Genomic DNA, 18,477 nt, shown 5'->3' with positions numbered 1-18,477 from the left:
TATATTCCAGGAATTCCGGCAACCGATTTCCGAGTGCCCAGCACACAGTTTTCAGGGTTTCGCTGCCCCCATTCTGGAATATCACGATTTCGTTCTGTTCATTATCGATTTACTGTCCTACCGTCGGCGACACATTCTGGCGCTCGTAATAGGCTTTATAATCGTCGCCGCCATATTTCAGTCCGAGGTCCTCGCCGGCTATTCCGTCGCAAACACCCTTGTAAGCCCACTTGCGCAGATAGTTGGAATCAAAGATGTTTGGAGCATCATCAGGAATCCAGTATACATGCTCATCGGCATTGTCAGAGAGTCCCCAGATGGTTATACCACTCTGCTGAGCCTGAGGCACATTCTCCTTATAGGACTCAAAAATCATCTTATAGCAGTCGCTCTGACACTTATACTGCGCTGCCGACGGACTGCTTGTTCCTAATGCCACGTCAAGTTCGGTGACTCGCACCAGTTTTCCGGTGGCAGCAAGTGTCTGGAACATCTTGTCGACACGGCCCTTCAGTACCTTAATTATTGAATCATTGGTCGTTACATCGTCGGTGGCAGCATGAAGATCGAAGTGCACCTGACTTCCAATGCCGTCAACAATAGGTGAACCGTTGTCGGAATCAATTTTCTTCACGAAATTGATAAGAGCATCGAGTTTACCCGGACTGACCTCAAGATTATAGTCGTTGACAAAGAGTTTGGTCTCTGCTGGCAGATATTTACGTGCATACTGGAATGCTTTGACGGCATAATCCTTGACGTAATAGCCCCAGTAGAACCGATTTCCGCCCCAGTTGAGGTTCAGACCGTCGGTTGTCGACTCCACAGGTGCACTGTCGTAAGTTCTGTTTCCATCATCATCGGTATCGCTACCACCGAACGTTCCGGCATCAACGCCTCTGACCTTGTTGCTTCCGTCGGCAATAGGCTCATTGATAACATCATAGCCATAGGGCACGATGCCTTTCTCCTTCAGATGGTCGGCGCATCCCTTTATCCATGCATCCATGGCACCGAGCAGTGCTGTCCGCTTTTCCTCCGGCGACTTCAGGGTATACGTTATCGTAGTAGCCCTGCGCGGAGAGTGGCTGCTCCGCCTGACGAATCGGAACTGCTTGGCATTGGCATCGAGGCTCTGGTCCTTGGCAACGCCAAACTTTATATCATCGATATAGTAAGTTCCGGCCACCTTGCCGAAGTTGAACATGATACGGTTCACGTCGTCGTAGCCGGGTTTGAACTTCTTTTCGCACAGATACCAGTCCGTTCCCGGAGTGAATGAGGCATAACCGCCCTGCGATCCATAGGTCGAACCGTTCTGATATTGGAACTGAATCTCGCCGGCGGAGGAGCTGCTCTTCACGTAGAACTGAATCATATAGACCTTCGACGGGTCGAGATAAGAGTCAAAAGTGTATGCGCACTGGGCGTTCCACATATTTGCATCCTTGTTGTTTGTAAGCACAAGGCCGTAAGAGCCATTACGTCCGACACCCTCTTTCACCTCTGCTGTAGGAGCATTTGCCTTGTCGCCCCATGAGCTCCAGCCGCCTTTCGTACCGCCCTCAAAATCAGAGGCATCGCCGGAAAGGATGTTCTCCATCGGATCTTCTTTCTTCACACCGAGCTCAACGTCATCAATCCAATATTCGGCATTGACCGAGCCGAAGTTGAAGCACAGCCGGTTCATATCGTCGCTTGTCGGAGTTATCTCATATTCGTACGTTGCCCAATCGGTGCCAATATTGAAATCATGGTATCCCTGACCGGAGTAAGTCTTGCTGTTCTGAAGGCAATTCTGAATAAGACCAGAGGCCGTGGAGCACTTTGCCTTAAACCTCAGGGTGTACTTAACTCCCTCAGTAAGAGCAGGATCGAGGTCCTGACAGAACTGCGAGTCCCATTTGTTTCCTTCCTTAGTATTGGTCAGATGAGCCACACCGGTGTGGCCGTCCTTCTCTTCCTGCCACTCTCTCGACGAGCCAGCTCCCCATCCGCTCCATCCGGAGAGGTCGGAATCGAACGTTCCGTTCTTCAGTACCGAAGCGATGTCACCATCCGTCTTCACAACCATTGTCGGAGCGATAAGCGATTTCAGGTATGTCTGGGCCTGCTGCTGATACCAGATGAAGTTATGGCCGTAGAGTCTGACATCCTGAGGCATATTGGCAAGCATGGCATCGACCGTTGTCCAGTTCATGTTTCCGCTGTTGCCGACAATAGCATCCATCTTCAGCGCATTTCCGGGAGTAAACATCTGGAAATTCTCATCAGCGAGAGTCTTATACGCAGTGGCCTTCTGTGCCGACTCGTTATACATCGACGCGCTAAGTCCCAGTCCCACAAGCATATTCGGTGTGTACTGAGCCGCGTAAGTTTTCACCGGCTCATAGTTGGCAAGCACCTCCTTTATGGCCAATGGGATGTCGGCAGTAGTAACCTCACCCTGTCCGGCAGGTCGTCCCCACTCCATTATCTGGTCGTCGCAACTGGCTAAGAGCATTGCTGAAGCCACGACTGGCAATATTATTTTATCTATTTTCATAGCTTTGAGTCTTTTACTTTTGATTTCAAGGTTTTATTACCTTTTCATTATTTTCCCTTAATAGTCCGACACCGTAACGCTTGTACACGGAACAACGCGGAAGTTATCGAGGTATATTCGCGAGGTGAAATTAGCGGCAGGATAAGAAATACTCTCATCATATTCAATGTCGGAATTGACAAGCAGGAAGATGAAATTACGGTAACTTCCACTGTTTCTGTCGTCAATAACATTCTTAAATGTATACTCATTATCCTTGTCGGTGTAGCGTCCGAACTTCGAAAGTGGCACAGTGACTGTTGTCCAGCGGCCTCCAGTAGTGAAACTATTGGCTGCCCCAGTCTCGGTGTCCATCCACGGAACCCACACATAAGCCTGGGTCATGTAATCCTTATTATATTTCGTTCCGCCCGAACCATAACCATAGTTCGACAGATTATTCTGCAACGAAATCTCCAATTGGCCCGTTGCCATCCACGGATCCGGCACATAAACGTCGAACTGCAACGCTACAGAGTCGACCGGTGTCGAGCCGGGTATAAACTGAGTCATTCTGTTCCAATCATCGTTGGCATAGTCGTTACCCGTTGAAGCCCAAAGACTTGAGTTAGCCCCAGCCTTTATACCGCCACCGTCCAAGACGCTTTGCGGCACGAGCTCGACGACCTTTCCGCGTCCAGAACCCAACGGATCGTCGACGAGATCGTCATACTTGTACGTAGCGCTCCAACTGCCAAGGTCGGCAGAATTCTCAAAATCAAGCACCATACAATTGCGGTTATTGAAGTAAGCCGGGGTCACGGCAGTACCATTTGCGCCCTCACTTGTTATCGAACCGCTCTGAGTAACACCTGCCGGCATCGTGAACGAATACCACTCTCCGTCAGGATCACTGGTTATTCCGTCGGTCACCTCAACCCCTCCAGGCAGCATAAGATGCGTCGTTTCCTGAAGGTTAGCACCACGGACGATGACAGTTTCACCTGCTGACGGCAGCGTATTATCGACGCCCGACACTGTTGGTGCCGATGCTCTGATAACGAATTTATATGTGTACGACCCGTTATCCTTTACGAGCGTGATAGTATTTCGCACTGAAGCGTCGGCCTTGTCGACGGGCGTTTTCGTGTTCAGAGTCACCCAAACATCGTTGTCAGTCATCAAAGCATTGTTAAAATATGTATCATATCCGTTGATATATATCTTCTTCAGACCCGTAAATCCCGAGCCCTCAATACGTATGAGCTGACCGAGACGTGCGAACGTCACTTCACGATCGGTTACGGAGTCCTTAGCCTGTGCATCCTCAAGGAACACCTTGTTGACGACTATCGACGCCGAACCATTGTCGTCATCGTCGCTGCACGACGTTACTAACGGCAGCGTCGCCAGCAGAGCCAGCGGAATCAATCCGCCGATCCATACCCTTACCTTATATAATAATGTAGCCATAAATATTTCATTTTTATTCTCCTGCCTGTACATACCAGCCGGAATGTTTATAACTATTTAAAAAGATTCTGCTCGTCAACCTCCCTTTCGCCGAACTCATAAGGCACTGTGGCGATATTTCCGTTGGCATCCGGTTTGAGGTTTGGATTCTTTGTCTGGTCCGCATCAGCCATCGGCAGAACGAGATCGGCAGCCGTTGCAAGGTCGACATCGGGTCCGGGAGCCGTATAACTGTCACTGAGCTTATAGCTATGCGTACTTGCCTCGTAGTAGGAAGCATTGCGGTTCTGGTTGTTAAGATAGTTTACTACCTCCTGCTGATGGCTGTATGCCCGTCTTATGAGCTGATACCAGTAGAGCCCCTCGAATGCAAATTCCATTCTGAACTCATGCCGCAGGTCCTCATACGTGACCACATTTTTCACCGGCATGTGCGCTCTTTTTCTGACAGCATTGAAATATTCAAGTGCAGTAGGGTCGGTAGTCTGGTCGTCGCTGCCCATAGCAGCATCGACATAGTTGAGATATACCTCCGCCAAACGCAGCATATAAGTATTTATACCCGAGTTGTTTGGTTCAGAGAATCCATTGACTTTCTTCGTTCCAATCACATATTTCTTCACGTTAGCACCCTGATTTCCAGCACTTTCCGTTACTCCATAGACGTAAGGATCAGACGGATCTGTACTCAGTTCAGGATACGACTCGCCATAGGAAGCCACGCTGTTGTGCCTCCGCACCTTATCGTCGACTTTTTCGCCAAGAGTCTTGTCGTCGTAATTCGAGAACTCCTCAAAAAGGTCATAAGAGCAATAAGTGGCACCGCCCCATGCGTTCTGGTCAGCAACCATCGTCGACCAGGCCAGGAATCGCGTCATGCTCTGCCCTGCTCCACCCACGCCGGAGCCCGGCATAAACTGCAACTGGAACAGAGCCTCGTCGTTATTGTCGATTGTCGAGGCCCCAAAGAGGTCGGCATAGTTATTCAGTAGCGATTTTCCGCTTTCCTTTATAACCTTCTCAGCAGCCTTCTTTGCGAGGTCGAGATAGTAAGGATTGCGTTGCCCGCTGTTGAAATTGGTCTGGATATTCGAGCCATTGTACTGTCCTTCAGTGGTTATCCCCGCCATCGACAGATACATTCTCGACAGCATTCCGTAGGCCGAGTACTTCGTCACCCTTCCGGCACCCTTCTGTGATGCAGGCAGATGCGCCGCAGCATATTCCAGGTCGCGGATGGCATATTCCATTACATCCGTCCTCGGATTGGCTTTCACCACGTAGTTATTAACCAAATCAGCGGTATTCTCATAGATAATGCCACATCCCCACAGTGATGCTATATACCAGTAAGCCGTGCCCCGCATGAAACGGGCCTCGGCCACAGCCTCCACCTTAGCCTCATCGCTGACATTGTCCGACGAATAGTTAGAGATGTTGTTTATCGTATTGTTGCTCTGAGCCACCACACTGTAGAGGGCTCCCCAAGCCTCGGTAAGTCCCTGAGAGAGTGGAGTCTCCGTGAAATTGGTATAAGGATAAATATAGTTTGAATACTGTGCCGTGATATTATTGGCGCGTCCGTCGCCCATACCATAGTAGAACTTATCATTGAAGTCGTACCACACATAGCTGTACAGGGGCCAAACCGCTTTCTGTACGGCCTCATCGCTGTCGAAGAACGTCGTCTGCGAAAGCTGATGCGAGTTGTTCTGGTCGAGGAAGTCGTCGGCACACGAGCAGAGGGTGAGCCCGGCAACAGCCATGGCACCCAGTGTATATAATAATCTTGATTTCATAGCGCTGTTGTTTTAGAAGGACACATTGATGCCGAAAGTATAAATTCGCGGTGAAGGATAGCGGTTGTAGTCGATGCCGTTCTTCAGAGCGTCGCCCCAGAGAGAGCCCACCTCAGGATCATATCCGTCGTATTTGGTTATGGTGAAGAGGTTTTGGATATTCATATACAGCTTGACATTCGACAGGAAGATATGCTCTATCCACTTCTTTGGGAAGGTATAGCTGAGCGATACGTTCTGCAAGCGCAGATAAGAGCCGTCCTCCACGAAAGCGTCGCTGACCCTGTTGTTGCCGTTGGAATAGCTCTCGGTGTACAGTCGGGGCATGGTTGTCGACGATGCGTTGGAAACATAGTAGTTGCGGTAGTCGTCGGGACCGTTCGGGTCGATTTTCTCCACCTTCGCATAGTTGAGCACCGACGTGAGCAGATTGCTTGTTGCTCCCGTCACCTCGAGGCGTCTGCGGTTGTAGTTGAGAACCTTATTGCCCACCGAACCGGTGAACTGCAGGCTCAGATCCCATCCTTTCCACGAGAATGTGTTTCCGAATCCGAACGTAAATTTCGGTTCCGGGTTTCCTATGAATGTCTGGTCGTTATTGTCGATAACGCCATCGCCGTTGAGGTCGGCAAAGCGATAGTCGCCGAGCCACGTTCCGCTCTTTCCGATGTAGCATCCCGTAGGCAGTGCCACTGGTTTCACGTTGCCGTTGGCATCCTTATAATAGAAGTCCTCCGGCTTGTCGAAACGTCCTATTACCTTGTATCCCCAGAACTGTCCAATGGGCTGTCCTACAACTGTATTGGTGACGGTAGCCGTTTCCGACCCCACCTGGAATGTCCGCGGTAGCGTTCCCGTCTCGGTGTCGAGCGACAATACCTTGTTGCGGTTCAGTGAGAAAACGATGTTACTTGTCCACTGGAACTGCTTCGACTGAATGTTTATAGTGTTGATAGTGAACTCGATACCCGTGTTGCGCAGGCTTCCTACATTACCCCAAGGGTTGGCAGCCACACCATATCCTGAGCCCGAGCCCGAGCCGAGGAATGCCGGAAGGTCGAGGCGCATGAGCAGGTCGTTGGTTTTCTTATAGTACCAATCGAATACCACATCAACACGGCTGTTGAACATACTGAGGTCAAAACCGATGTTCCACGACTTCGTTGTCTCCCATTTAAGGTCGGGATTGGCATTATTTCCGTTGAGCACACCCACGCCCCAAGGAGTGTTGTATGTTGTCAGCAGAGCCATATATGCCCAGTTTTCGACGTTCTGGTTACCGGTCTCACCCCATCCCAAACGCAGTTTGAGGTTGTTGATCCATTTCACGTTGTCCATGAATTTCTCACTGCTCACGCGCCAAGCCAAGGCTGCTGATGGGAACCAGCCCCATCGGTTGCCGTCGGCGAAATTGCTTGAACCGTCGCGGCGTAGGGTGAATGTGGCCAGATAGCGGTCGTCATAGCAGTAGTATGCGCGTCCGAAATACGAGAACAGCGAGTTGTTGTCCTGATATCCCACCGGAGTAGAGTTGTCGTTGCTGCCCGCCGATGGGTCCGTGGCACTGTTGGATGGGAATCCCGTGGCACTAACTACCTGAGTCTCATAGTGGTTATGGCTCATTTCCTGACCCACCATAGCATTGATGGCGTGCCGTCCGAAGGTGTTGGCATAAGTAAAGATGTTCCGCCACGACCAATATTTGGTATTCGTTGCCGTCCATCGGCTGGTTCGTGTATCACTTGTCTTGATACCGAACCTGTAATCAGGCATATAATAATAGTACTTATTATTATTGTAGTCGGCCGACAGTTCGGTACGGAATGTCAGTCCCTTGATTATTGTAGCCTCAAGATAGGTATTGGCTCTGAAGTTAAACTTCTTGTTGTAATTTTGCGTTATCTCGGCCAGTGCCACGGGGTTATCGGGCATCCACTGGTCGTCGGGGCCGTCGAAAGATCCGTCGGCGGAGCGTACAGCCACTGAAGGCTGCGAGAGCAGAGCCGTAAGGATGATATTTCCGGCATTGGAGTGGGTCTCCTGCCGGCTGTCGGCAAGTGAGAAATTGAATCCGCCCTTAAGCCATTTCTTTATCTGCGCGTCGGTATTGCCACGGAGAGTCTGACGCTTGAAGCCAGAGCCGAGGGCTATACCGTCCTGGTTGAGGTATCCGCCGCTGAGGGCATAGGTAATCTTGTCGCTGCCACCGGTGACCGATACGTTGTGGCTGGTCATCAGCGCATGACTGAAAAGTTCATCCTGCCAGTCGGTACCTTTGGCCAGAAGATCGGGGCGCACATAGCTGCTGTTAGCCGATTTTATCTGCGCGTCGGCAATATCGTTGTAGTGACGGGCATACTGCTGGAGGTCCATCACGTCGAGTTTCTTAGGCATTGTCTGCCATCCCACGTAGCCGTCGTAGGTCACGGTGGTCTCTCCAGCCTTACCGCGCTTAGTGGTAATCATGATGACACCATTGGAGGCACGCGAGCCGTAGATGGCTGTCGCCGATGCATCCTTTAGGATATCCATGCTGACGATATCGCTTGGGTTGATTTCCGACAGCGGATTGGAATTACCGTCGTCGCCCGCTGACGAGTCGATGATGACACCGTCGATGACGAAGATAGGCTGCGAGGTGGCGTTGAGCGAGTTAGTTCCGCGGATACGGATTGTCGAGGAGCCTCCAGGAGTACCCGTATTGGCCTGCACCTGCACACCGGCGGCGCGTCCGGCCAGCACCTGGTCGATGCTCGTCGAGACCGATTTCTCTATGGCCTGGTCGCCGACAGAGGTGACCGCACCGGTGAGATCGGAGCGCTTCATCGTTCCGTAACCCACAACGACGACCTCCTGGAGCGATTTAGGATCCTCCTTCATGACGACATCGAGCTTAGTCTTGCTACCCGCCGAGACCTTCTGGTCGAGGTAGCCGACATACGAGAAAGCGATTACGGACGATGATTTCACATTGCTTACTGTAAAGTTTCCGTCAAGGTCGGAGACCGTGACGGGCTTTCCGTCGAGCGACACCGTGACGCCGACCATAGGCTCGCCACCAATGTCCCTCACCGTGCCGGAGACTGTCTTCTGGGCAAATGAGACCATACAGAAGAGGCCCAGCAACAGAGCTAAGGTTGCTCTCTTGACTTGTTGAATCATAAGTTGTTCTTTTTAGTTATTTTATTGTTCTGTTTCCCGCCGGAAGAAATTGTTGAGTTTTACTCGTTTGCAAATATACAAAATGTCTTAAAAACATCTATATAAATTTGTATCATTTGCGTTCAAATATGTCTCTACATGATACAAGATAACAAATCATACTCAATAAGGATACAATTTAACATGCAGAATCTTATAGTCGCCGACGGCAATGCGTGCATGACGTCCCTGATGGTCCTGGTCGCCATTCTCCCGTCTGATGTATTCTATATGTCCATTGTCGTCAATTTTTACCTCATCGACATAACCAATTCCGAGGCGACGACCCTTAAACTTCTGAGCAGCTGATGATTTCGGTCCCGTCTGTCCGGCGAGAGCGAATCCGTCCTCACCCGTCTTGACACTCTCGGCCTGCTGCCGTTCCTCCTTAGTCTGGAAGACAACGACAACCCCGCGGCCCGCAATGAGATACTCATCGGGTGCTACGCGCAACACGTAAGCACCGCCTTCGGGCCACGTCGAGCCGTCGGTGGCACGCGGATCCCACGGAAGGGTGAAATAATGACGGCAGGTGAGCACATTGTCGCCGTCGACAATAACCCGTTCCTTGTCGTCCTGGGCGAAGAGCAAGCCCCACGACGTAAGGTTCTTCGATGCATTGGCTTGGATGTAACGGAAGAGACTGCCCATGAGTCCGTAAGCTTTTGTGACATTTTCCGCCAGAGATGCCTGTGCCTCATCGATGGCAAAGGGGCCGAAGCCGATGGCATTGTGCTCACCGAAGGTATAGAGACCGCGCACACCGGAGTTCTCACACATACGCGACTCAGGGATGAAGAGGGTGTTGTTGGCCGTAGCGTATTGCGCTGTCCAGCCCTTATAGCCAGTGTCATAGATGTCCGGAGCACAAAGGTCGATATGCGGGGCCACCGCTTTCCATATAGGGAAGAGATGAGCCAATGGACCTGCCGACGGATACTCGCCAGGCTTGCGGCCTCTGCTGTTCATAGCCGCGTTGACATAGAACGGTATGTCAAGGATTTTCTTTCCCGCTACGGCCATCTGCTCCACGTACCGGGCATAGTAGTAAGCTTGGAAAGCCTCATCGACAAACCGCTGGTCAGCCTTGTCGACGTTGAGTTTGTCGAGCCACTTGCGCCATTCACCCTGCGCAAAGGCTTTCTCGGCCAACGGCGAATGGTCGCGGGCACTTTCGAGCATTCCTATCTCGTTCTCTACCTGCATCATGACGACGGTATGTTCCCTACCGTCAACATCGGCAATATGACGGAGCAAGGTGGTGAAAGCCTTCCTGTCGGCATCGAGGACATTAGCCGAGAAGGCCGAAGCTATCTCCAACGGCTTGCCGGCCGCGGTCATAGCACGTGGGAATCGCCTCGTATCCTTCTTCAGCCACAGCGGCGCATAGCAGCTCATGGAGTTCTTCCACGCACCGAACCACAGGAAGACGACTTTCAGATTGTTCCGCCGTGCCACATTGATAGTCTCGTCGATAAGCGAGAAATCGAACTGACCCTCAGCGGGTTCCGTAAGGTCCCACTGTGCCGGCACGAGCACTGTATTGAGTCCTTCGCGGCTCATGCGTGGCAGAACGCTATCGATATCGGCCTTGCACGTTGCCGCCGAATTACTCAGTTCGCCCGCAAGCATAATCATCGGACGGCCATTGACAGCGATACAGCGGCTTGGGCCGTGGCCCGTAATGCGCACCTGAGCGGCCGAAGGCAGCACAACGAAGGCCGTCAGGACCATAAAGGCAAGTAAGGAAAATAGTTTTTTCATAAGTCAGGATAAATGGTTTCAGGTTGGAATTGTCGGTATTTTTTCTTGTTCATTCTCTCGTGGCCACTGGTGCCACTGTACCTTCTCCTTCGGCCGGCAGGGGCATGCGGCTGAACTGATGGAAGTAGTCGAGACAGACGTCCTTCCACTCCTGAGCGTTGCCGAGTTGTATCGTCAGCAGACTGTCGACCTCATTCCACCGGTCTTCGTCGCAGTCGTCGACGAATATCGAGCGCATGAGTTTCCACGTCATCAGTGTTGTCTCTACAGCTTTCACTCCCCGTGTATAGCGGGCGCAGAGATTGTCCCACAGGGTCTTACCATTCTTCATCCTATAGTTCCATGCCACGTGGTGGAACCATAGCAGATACTGCTCCGGACAAGTCGAGAGGTTGTCGTAGAGCGATCGGTAGGGCTCACGATACTGCCCCACGGCACCAGTGCCCTTGGAACTGCGGTCGAAGCCAACACCGAGCGAGTCGGCCTTGTGATAGTAGACGGGGCACCACTCGATGGGATATTCGGCCTTGAAACCGTCGGGTTCCGGACCATAATGATGGTCGAACTTAAAGATGTGATGAAGGCCCAAAGGCATCATATAGTCGACGCACATCTCGCGCGAACGCTCCATTACGGATGTCATAGAATCGTAGAAGTAGCGGTTGGAGCTCTCCTCGAAGGTCATCTTCAGCCACTCATGGGCAATGGCCTTCGACGTCAGCGAGGGGTCCCAGGCCAGTCGTCCGAAGGCATACCAGTTGGCCTGCGAGAACGGATGACCACACCAGTTGGCATCGTTGCCCACATTGCTCACACCGGCCACGCCCCTGAGGCTGTCGGCACTGACGAAGGAGAAGAATTCTTTCCACATCGGGGCGAGATAGACAAGATGCTTCGACTGTCCGGTATACTCCTGCGTAACCTGGAATTCAACCCACTGCGCGGTCTTCTTCATATTGTCGAAGATTGGAGCGTAGGGCTCTCGCGGCTGAAAGTCGAGCGGACCATTCTTGCTCTGGAGGATGACATTATCGCGAAATTTGCCGTCGAGGTCCTTAAACTCGGAAACGGCCTGCATGACACGGTCCTCACCCTTGTGGCGGGAGCCGTAAACGAAGCTGCGCCACATCACTATTCCACCGTAAGGGTGCAGGGCATCGGCAAGCATGTTGGCACCATCGGCATGGGTGCGGCCGTAGTCGAAGGGACCGGGCTGTCCCTCGGAATTGGCCTTGACGAGGAAACCGCCAAAGTCGGGAATCAATGCGTAAATCTCCTTAGCCTTGGCTTTCCACCACGCTTTGACACCACTGTCGAGGGGATCGGCCGTCGACGTGGCACCAAGGGCCATCGGCGAGGCGAAATTGATGGCCAGATAGACCCTCACACCGTATGGGCGCATGATGTCGGCTATGGCCTTCACCGTGTCGAGATATTCGGTTGTGAGGACCTTCGGACTGGCGTTGACATTGTCGAGCACAGCTCCGTTGATGCCTACCGAGGCGTTGAGACGGGCATACTCCTCAATGCGGGTTCTCCACTGCTGCCGTTTGAGTCCTGTGTGCCAGAAAATGCTCTTCCCGGCATATCCGCGTTCGATGCTGCCGTCGAGGTTATCCCAGTGGTTGAGGATACGATACTTGAACTTCGGCGACGCTGCGGCATCGTGCATCTTGCCGCAGCATTTCTGCCGCATAAGCTCGTAGGAGGCATAGAGCAGGGCTATGTCGCTGCCGCCACGGACGGAGGTGCCTTTGACTGTATAGCCTTCGGACGGCAATGAGCTGTCGACGGCAAAATCGTAGCCATTAGCGCGCCAGTAGCCCTGCACCTGACTGGCTGTCATGTCGAGGAAATCGCCCATCCAGGCGCTGTGGCCGTTGTCGGCCGACGACGTGACAACGACGAGAGCTGTCACAAGGAGAAAGAGGATTCTTTTCATATCAGTAAGAAAGATTTTTCGTCTGTAATGGTTTAATCTATATTATGGTCACGAGGACCAGTGTAAGTTTTTTTCGCACTTTTATTCAACTCAAACAGTGCCAAAACCGAGCTTGTAACTCGCTGATTATCAGCAGCTCCGCAAAACGGCCTTTTTGGCGTTGCGAAACAGACCGTTTCATCGTGCGAAATGGACCGTTTTGCAACGCGAAACGGCCTTTATTGCAAGCCCGTTTGGTCGGTCCCATCAGCGGTGTCAGTATTTTTCGCAGTCGCGCCCGTATGTTTCTCGCTGTATTCCGTAGGCGTTACACCGTAGTGTTTCTTAAACACGGTGGAGAAGTGGGCCTGGTTGTTGAACCCGACAGCGAAGGCCACCTGCGTGATATTGATGTTGCCCTCGGCAATGAGCCGCGCAGCCTGCTCGAGACGGAGGTTGCGGATGAACTCGCCGGCGGAGATTCCGGTCATCTCTTTCATCTTACGGTGGAGCTGGGCACGGCTGATACCCACGTCACGGGTGAGGACCTCGACGTTGAAGTCGGGCTCGGAGATGTGCTTGTTGACGACATTCATGATGCGTTCCATGAGCACGTCGTCGTTGCCGCGGACGGCCACATTCTCCACTTTGTCCTTCTGTTCCTGCGCACCAGAGTACTTTCCGCGGAGGCGGCGAACGTTGCCGACGAGGTTGTCGATAAGCACGTGGAGCTCGTCCATGTCGAAAGGCTTGGACAGATAGGCGTCGGCACCGCGCTTCAGGCCCTCGAGTTTATCGGCGGCATCAGCTTTTGAGGTCAGGAGGATGACGGGAATGTCGCTGATATTGCTGTTGTTCTTGATCTTCTTCAGCAACGTGATACCGTCCATCTCGGGCATCTTAACGTCGGAGATGACCACATCGTAGGTGTCGGTGAGGAGTTTCTTCAGTGCGTCCTTGCCGTTCGGACTGTAGTCGAAGCGGTACCAGTGCGACAGTTCGTTATTGATGTATAGGGCAATCTCACGGTCGTCGTCGACAACAAGGATGCGGTAGTTCTTGCTTGCCGAGGCGGTGCTGCGCACGGCGGGCACGAGGTCGTCGGCGGTGACAATCTCCTCTGGCTTGAGATGGGCGTTGCCGAGGGGAATGGCGACGGTGAACACCGCTCCGTGCGCCACGTCGTGGCGGTTGGCGGCGGTAATGGTGCCACCATGCATGCGCACGATATTGCGGCAGAGGTTGAGGCCGATGCCGGTGCCCTCGATGTGGAGACCGGGAGTTTCGGCACCACGGAAGAAGCGGTCGAAGACCTTTCCGACAATCTCGTCCTTCAGTCCGATGCCGGTATCCATAACATCGAGGTGGAAATTGGTGCCGTCGCTGTCGACAACAACGTCGATAGTGCCGCCGTCGAAGGTGTACTTCACGGCATTGGACAGTAGGTTAGACACCACCTTATCGAAGTTTATCCGGTCGACCCAGGCATGAATCTCATTGGTGTTGGCCACAAAGCGCAACTGGATATTGCGCTCCTCGACGACGGTGCGGAAGAGATTGCAGATATTAGCCACGAAGGCCACCATCTCAGTATCCTGACACTGGAGGCGCATCTGGTTCTTGTCGATTTTCCGTTCGTCGAGAATCTGGTTGACAAGGATGAGCAGCCGGTTGGCGTTATGGTCGATGGTGCTGATGTATTTCTGACTCTCCTCGTCGTCGGCAAGACGGGCCTTGAGGCGGTTGAGGGGTCCGACGATGAGCGTCAGCGGCGATTTGATGTCGTGGGTGGCATCAATGAGGAACCGCATTTTCGACTCCTCGAGCTCAGTTCTCTTGCGACGTGAATAGGAGTAGAATACGAACACGACAATTCCGGCAGCTATAAGGATGTAGATAATGATGGCTAAGGGCGACAGATACCATGGAGGACTGACGCTGATAGTGATGGTGCGCACCTTGTCGGAGCACACTCCGCTCTCATAGGCCCGTACGTCGATGACATACTTTCCGGGCTGGAGCTTGACGAACGGAATGGAGTTATTGCCCTCGTCGTTGAGCTGCCACTCGCCACCATTGATGCGATACTGGAAGCTTACGTCGCCGGGGTTCTTGTAGTTCAGGAGGGAGAACTGAAGGGTGAAGGTATTCTCGGAGTAAGGAATGGTGAAATTGTCTGACAGACAGTCTATCGGCTTGCCGTCGACGATGAATGCCGTGAGGTAAACTTTGCCGAGGTGCATGCGGCGGTGGCGCACGTTGTCGGGGTAGAAAGTGGTTATTCCGTCGCCGGTACCGAAGGCTATGCGGTCGTCGGCATCGTGGAGCACGGCGCCCTGGGCATACTCGCTCGACATCAGTCCGTTGCCGATGATATGACCGAGGAACTGACGGTGACGGCGGTCATACTGCCAAATGCCCATCGTCGTGCTTATCCACAGGTCGCCGGAGCGGTCGATGGCGATACCGCAAATCTGCTTGCCACGAAGAACATCGGCTCCCGGGAAGGCCACAACGCGACGCTCAGAGCGCTGAAAAACGTAGAGGCCGTTATCCGTTCCGATAAGTATGTCGCCGTTATTGTCCTCGCAGAGGTAGTTGGTCTGTACGTCGTGGAGGAAATACTGCTTTCCGAAGGTGTCGAAAGCCATAGTCTTTGGGTTCATGCAGGCGACGCCGTTCGATGTTCCTATCCACAGCAGTCCGGTGTGATCGACGGTCATCGACCTCACCCAGTCGTTGCACAGGTAGCCGTGGGGGCCACGCTGGGTCATATTGAAGATGCGGGTCTGACCCGTATTAGTGTCGTAGACGTAGAGTCCCTTGCTGTAGACGGAGACGAAAAGGGTGCCACGGCCGTCGTCGGCCATGCAGTATGTGCCGTCGCTCGAGTAGCTCAGCCTCCTCTGTGCGGCACCGGTGGCAATGTCGTAGCTGTAAAGGCCGTTGCCGCTGCCGACCCAGTAGTGGCCCTGTCCGTCGCGGTAGATGATGCCGGTACCATTGGGCGAAGGCAGATGAGCGGTGATTTTCCCGTCGGCATTAAACTGGAAGACACCGCTGTTCTGCACGGTGCACCACATGGTGCCGTTGTCGCCGCGGGCCAGCGACGATACGCTGCTGCCTATGGAATAGTTCTGTCGGGAGAAACTCCAGCTCGAAAACGACGACGATTCGTCGTTGGCGAGATAGAGGCCCTTGCGGTAGCAGCCTACCCACAGGTTGTCGTCCTTGTCGAACATGAGGTCCTTGGCATACGATGTGGTGAGGTCGAAACCGTCGGCAGTGGGCTGCGAGTAGGGAACGAAGGTGTCACGACCAGCCGGGGCCACGAGAACGCCGTTCTCTGAGGTACCGATAAATAGGTTGCCACGCTTGTCGAAGGTGGCTGCATTGATGGTCACATGACCTTTATAGCCGCCAAGGTCGTAGTCGGCAGGACTAATCTTGTCGGTGGAATAGTCGTAGACGACAAAGCCTTCCATACAGACAAGGAGCAGACGGCCGTCGCGACGGGGAAGGAAAGCCACCGGAGCACCGACGGGTGAGTTATAGTCGTGGGCCACCATGCGGTGTCCGCTGCGCGCAAAACGGGTGAACAGACTGACATGGCTGCTCTGCCAGAGGTTGCCGCGGCCATCATCATAGATATGTGTGAAGAAGTCGTCGGAGTCGCGACGGGAATATTCCTGCTCATGAACGACCCTGTCCGTACCGTGCTTCACGGCATAGAGACCGTAGCCTGCCGACCCGATGAGGATATCGCCCTGCCGGTTCTCGAAGAGGGAATAGACGCGGGGGTGGCGGCCGTCGGGGAAAGGATAACGCACAAAGTCGTTGCCGTGATAGTCGTAGCGCATCAATCCCTTCGCACTGCCTATCCACAGCCGGCCGCTGTGGTCGACAAGGAAGTCGGTGATGGTGTTGTCGGTGATGCTGCGCTCGTCGGAGCTATTATATAAATAGGTGGAAAAATTGTATCCGTCGAACTTGTTCAGACCATATTCGGTACCTACCCAGATGTAGCCGTAACGGTCCTGGGCAACACAATTGATGAGTGAGCTCGACAATTTGCCGGACGTGAAGATATGACCGCTACCTGCAAAAGCAAGCAACGCTGACACTACCAGGAGCGGTAGCAGATTGATCGGTTTCAAATAGGTTTTCAACATTACAGCGACAAAATTAGCGTATTTCTTCAAATTGCCAAAATTAAATCAAAGAAAAACAAATTGAAACGACCCTCTTTTGGCCCTATGAGACAAATAGAAACGACTCTGGCACGAATACTACGCTGAGTATAACGCTATTTTACTAACTTTGCAAGCAACTAAAGACTAAATTTGAAATGAGAAAAATTATCCTTTCAATACTCATCATGGTATCGGCAATGGCCGGTGCGCAGACGACATGCAACATGGGTTGGACTACAACATGGGGCACTTCGCCGGAATTTACCGGACAGGGCGACATGCCGAAGAGCACGTTGGCGGGAAAGACAATCCGCGAGGTTATCCGCCCGTCGATTGGCGGAGACACAATCCGACTGCGGTTGTCAAATTTCCACAGCACTGAACCGGTCGAAATAAAGCAGATTTACATAGCCTGGTCGGTCGACACGGTAGTGAAAGACGCAAAGATGGGGAAGATAATTACCGACAACGGCAGTACACCTTATATATATAAGGACCATGCGGCTTTCCTGACTTTCGCCGGTCAACGCCACGTAACGATAGCCGCGGGAGCCAACGTCACGTCGGATGCCATTCCTTTCCGTGTCAGACCGATGAGGAATCTGGCCATAACAATAACCTACGGAGGGATGGTTCCGGAGCACGCCACGTCGCACCGGGGGTCGCGGACGACAACGTATATCGCTGCGGAAGAGGCCGGACCAGCCGATTCTTTAGTCGTCGTCGAGAAGACGGACCATTGGTACAACATCCTTTCGCTGGACGTCAGAAGCTGTCGGCAGGCCGTGGCCGTACTCGGAAACAGCATCACCGACGGACGCGGAACGACGACAAACGCACAGAACAGGTGGACCGACATGATGGCAACAGCACTGGCCGGAAAGCAGGGAAATTGCTGCGGGAATCATAACGTCTGCGAGAACAGGCCAAGACATTGCGCTAACGAAACGGCAAAATGCACCTCAGACAAACCGGCTGAATGCGGAAAAGGACCAAAAAATGGCGGCATCGGACCGACAGATGGCGTCATCGAACCGGAATATGGCGTAATCAACCTCGGCATTGGGGGCAACTGCGTGTTGGAAGGGGGCATCAGCGACCCGCTGCTGAAACGTTATCGCGATGAGATGGCGTTCCACTCGGGAATAAAGAAGCTGATTATATTCGAAGGAACGAACGATATAGGAACGAGCAAGCTATCGCCCGACAGTCTCGCTGAGCGGTTGGCCGAAGCTTACCGGCAGATAACCGACTATGCAAGGGCAAAGGGCATAGAGGTGTACGTGGCTACCATCACTCCTACAAAGGGCAACGCATGGTTCTCCAAGAACCACGAGAAGGCACGCCAACGCATAAACAGTTGGATAAGAAAGACTTACCGCAATACCCTTATCGACTTCGACAAACTCGTCAGAGACCCCAAGGACCCGGAAAAGTTAAAGGATGAATACTCCGAAGACTGGCTTCACCTCAACGCCGAAGGCTATCGGGTCATGGGAGAATATGCTGCCGGAATCATCCGACGATAGACACCGGAGACCGAAACTCGCTCTACTGAGTAACCGTCGCATACTACAGAATAAAATAAAGAATGACTTAACT

8 protein-coding genes are annotated in these 18,477 nt (G+C 52.8%); 1 reads left to right on the top strand and 7 read right to left on the bottom strand.

Annotation, left to right across the window (positions count from 1 at the left end; translation table 11 throughout):
• Positions 1–109: 109 nt before the first annotated feature.
• The 7 genes from LDN30_RS04020 to LDN30_RS03990 all read right to left on the bottom strand — a co-directional run bounded on the left by LDN30_RS04020 (position 110) and on the right by LDN30_RS03990 (position 16,839).
• Entirely contained in the window at positions 110–2,545 is a 2,436-nt protein-coding gene (locus LDN30_RS04020) for an endo-1,4-beta-xylanase (RefSeq protein ID WP_223928774.1), read from the bottom strand.
• Between the two features lie 57 nt (positions 2,546–2,602).
• Positions 2,603–3,997, bottom strand: coding sequence for a glycan-binding surface protein (locus LDN30_RS04015; protein ID WP_223928773.1), 1,395 nt, complete (start codon positions 3,995–3,997; stop codon positions 2,603–2,605).
• Positions 3,998–4,050: 53 nt separating this feature from the next.
• Positions 4,051–5,796, bottom strand: a complete 1,746-nt coding sequence (locus tag LDN30_RS04010) for a RagB/SusD family nutrient uptake outer membrane protein (protein WP_223928772.1) — start codon at positions 5,794–5,796, stop codon at positions 4,051–4,053.
• A gap of 12 nt (positions 5,797–5,808) precedes the next feature.
• The gene (locus LDN30_RS04005; RefSeq protein WP_223928771.1) at positions 5,809–8,958 is read right to left on the bottom strand and encodes a SusC/RagA family TonB-linked outer membrane protein; all 3,150 of its coding nucleotides are present in this window, start codon (positions 8,956–8,958) and stop codon (positions 5,809–5,811) included.
• 162 nt (positions 8,959–9,120) lie between these two features.
• Positions 9,121–10,761 (bottom strand): DUF5597 domain-containing protein, encoded by a 1,641-nt coding sequence (locus LDN30_RS04000; RefSeq protein ID WP_223928770.1) that lies wholly within the window; start codon positions 10,759–10,761, stop codon positions 9,121–9,123.
• Positions 10,762–10,810: 49 nt separating this feature from the next.
• Positions 10,811–12,703, bottom strand: a complete 1,893-nt coding sequence (locus tag LDN30_RS03995; RefSeq protein WP_223928769.1) for an alpha-glucuronidase — start codon at positions 12,701–12,703, stop codon at positions 10,811–10,813.
• A gap of 218 nt (positions 12,704–12,921) precedes the next feature.
• Positions 12,922–16,839, bottom strand: coding sequence for a two-component regulator propeller domain-containing protein (locus LDN30_RS03990; RefSeq protein WP_223928768.1), 3,918 nt, complete (start codon positions 16,837–16,839; stop codon positions 12,922–12,924).
• A gap of 191 nt (positions 16,840–17,030) precedes the next feature.
• On the opposite strand from LDN30_RS03990, the gene LDN30_RS03985 reads away from it, so the two are divergent.
• Positions 17,031–18,404, top strand: a complete 1,374-nt coding sequence (locus LDN30_RS03985; protein WP_223928767.1) for a GDSL-type esterase/lipase family protein — start codon at positions 17,031–17,033, stop codon at positions 18,402–18,404.
• Positions 18,405–18,477: the final 73 nt, after the last annotated feature.

This window comes from Prevotella lacticifex (assembly GCF_019973375.1).
In the GTDB taxonomy this organism is placed as follows: domain Bacteria; phylum Bacteroidota; class Bacteroidia; order Bacteroidales; family Bacteroidaceae; genus Prevotella; species Prevotella lacticifex.
The sequence above is the reverse complement of the archived record's forward strand: the minus strand, read 5'-3'. Positions and strand labels throughout refer to the sequence as shown.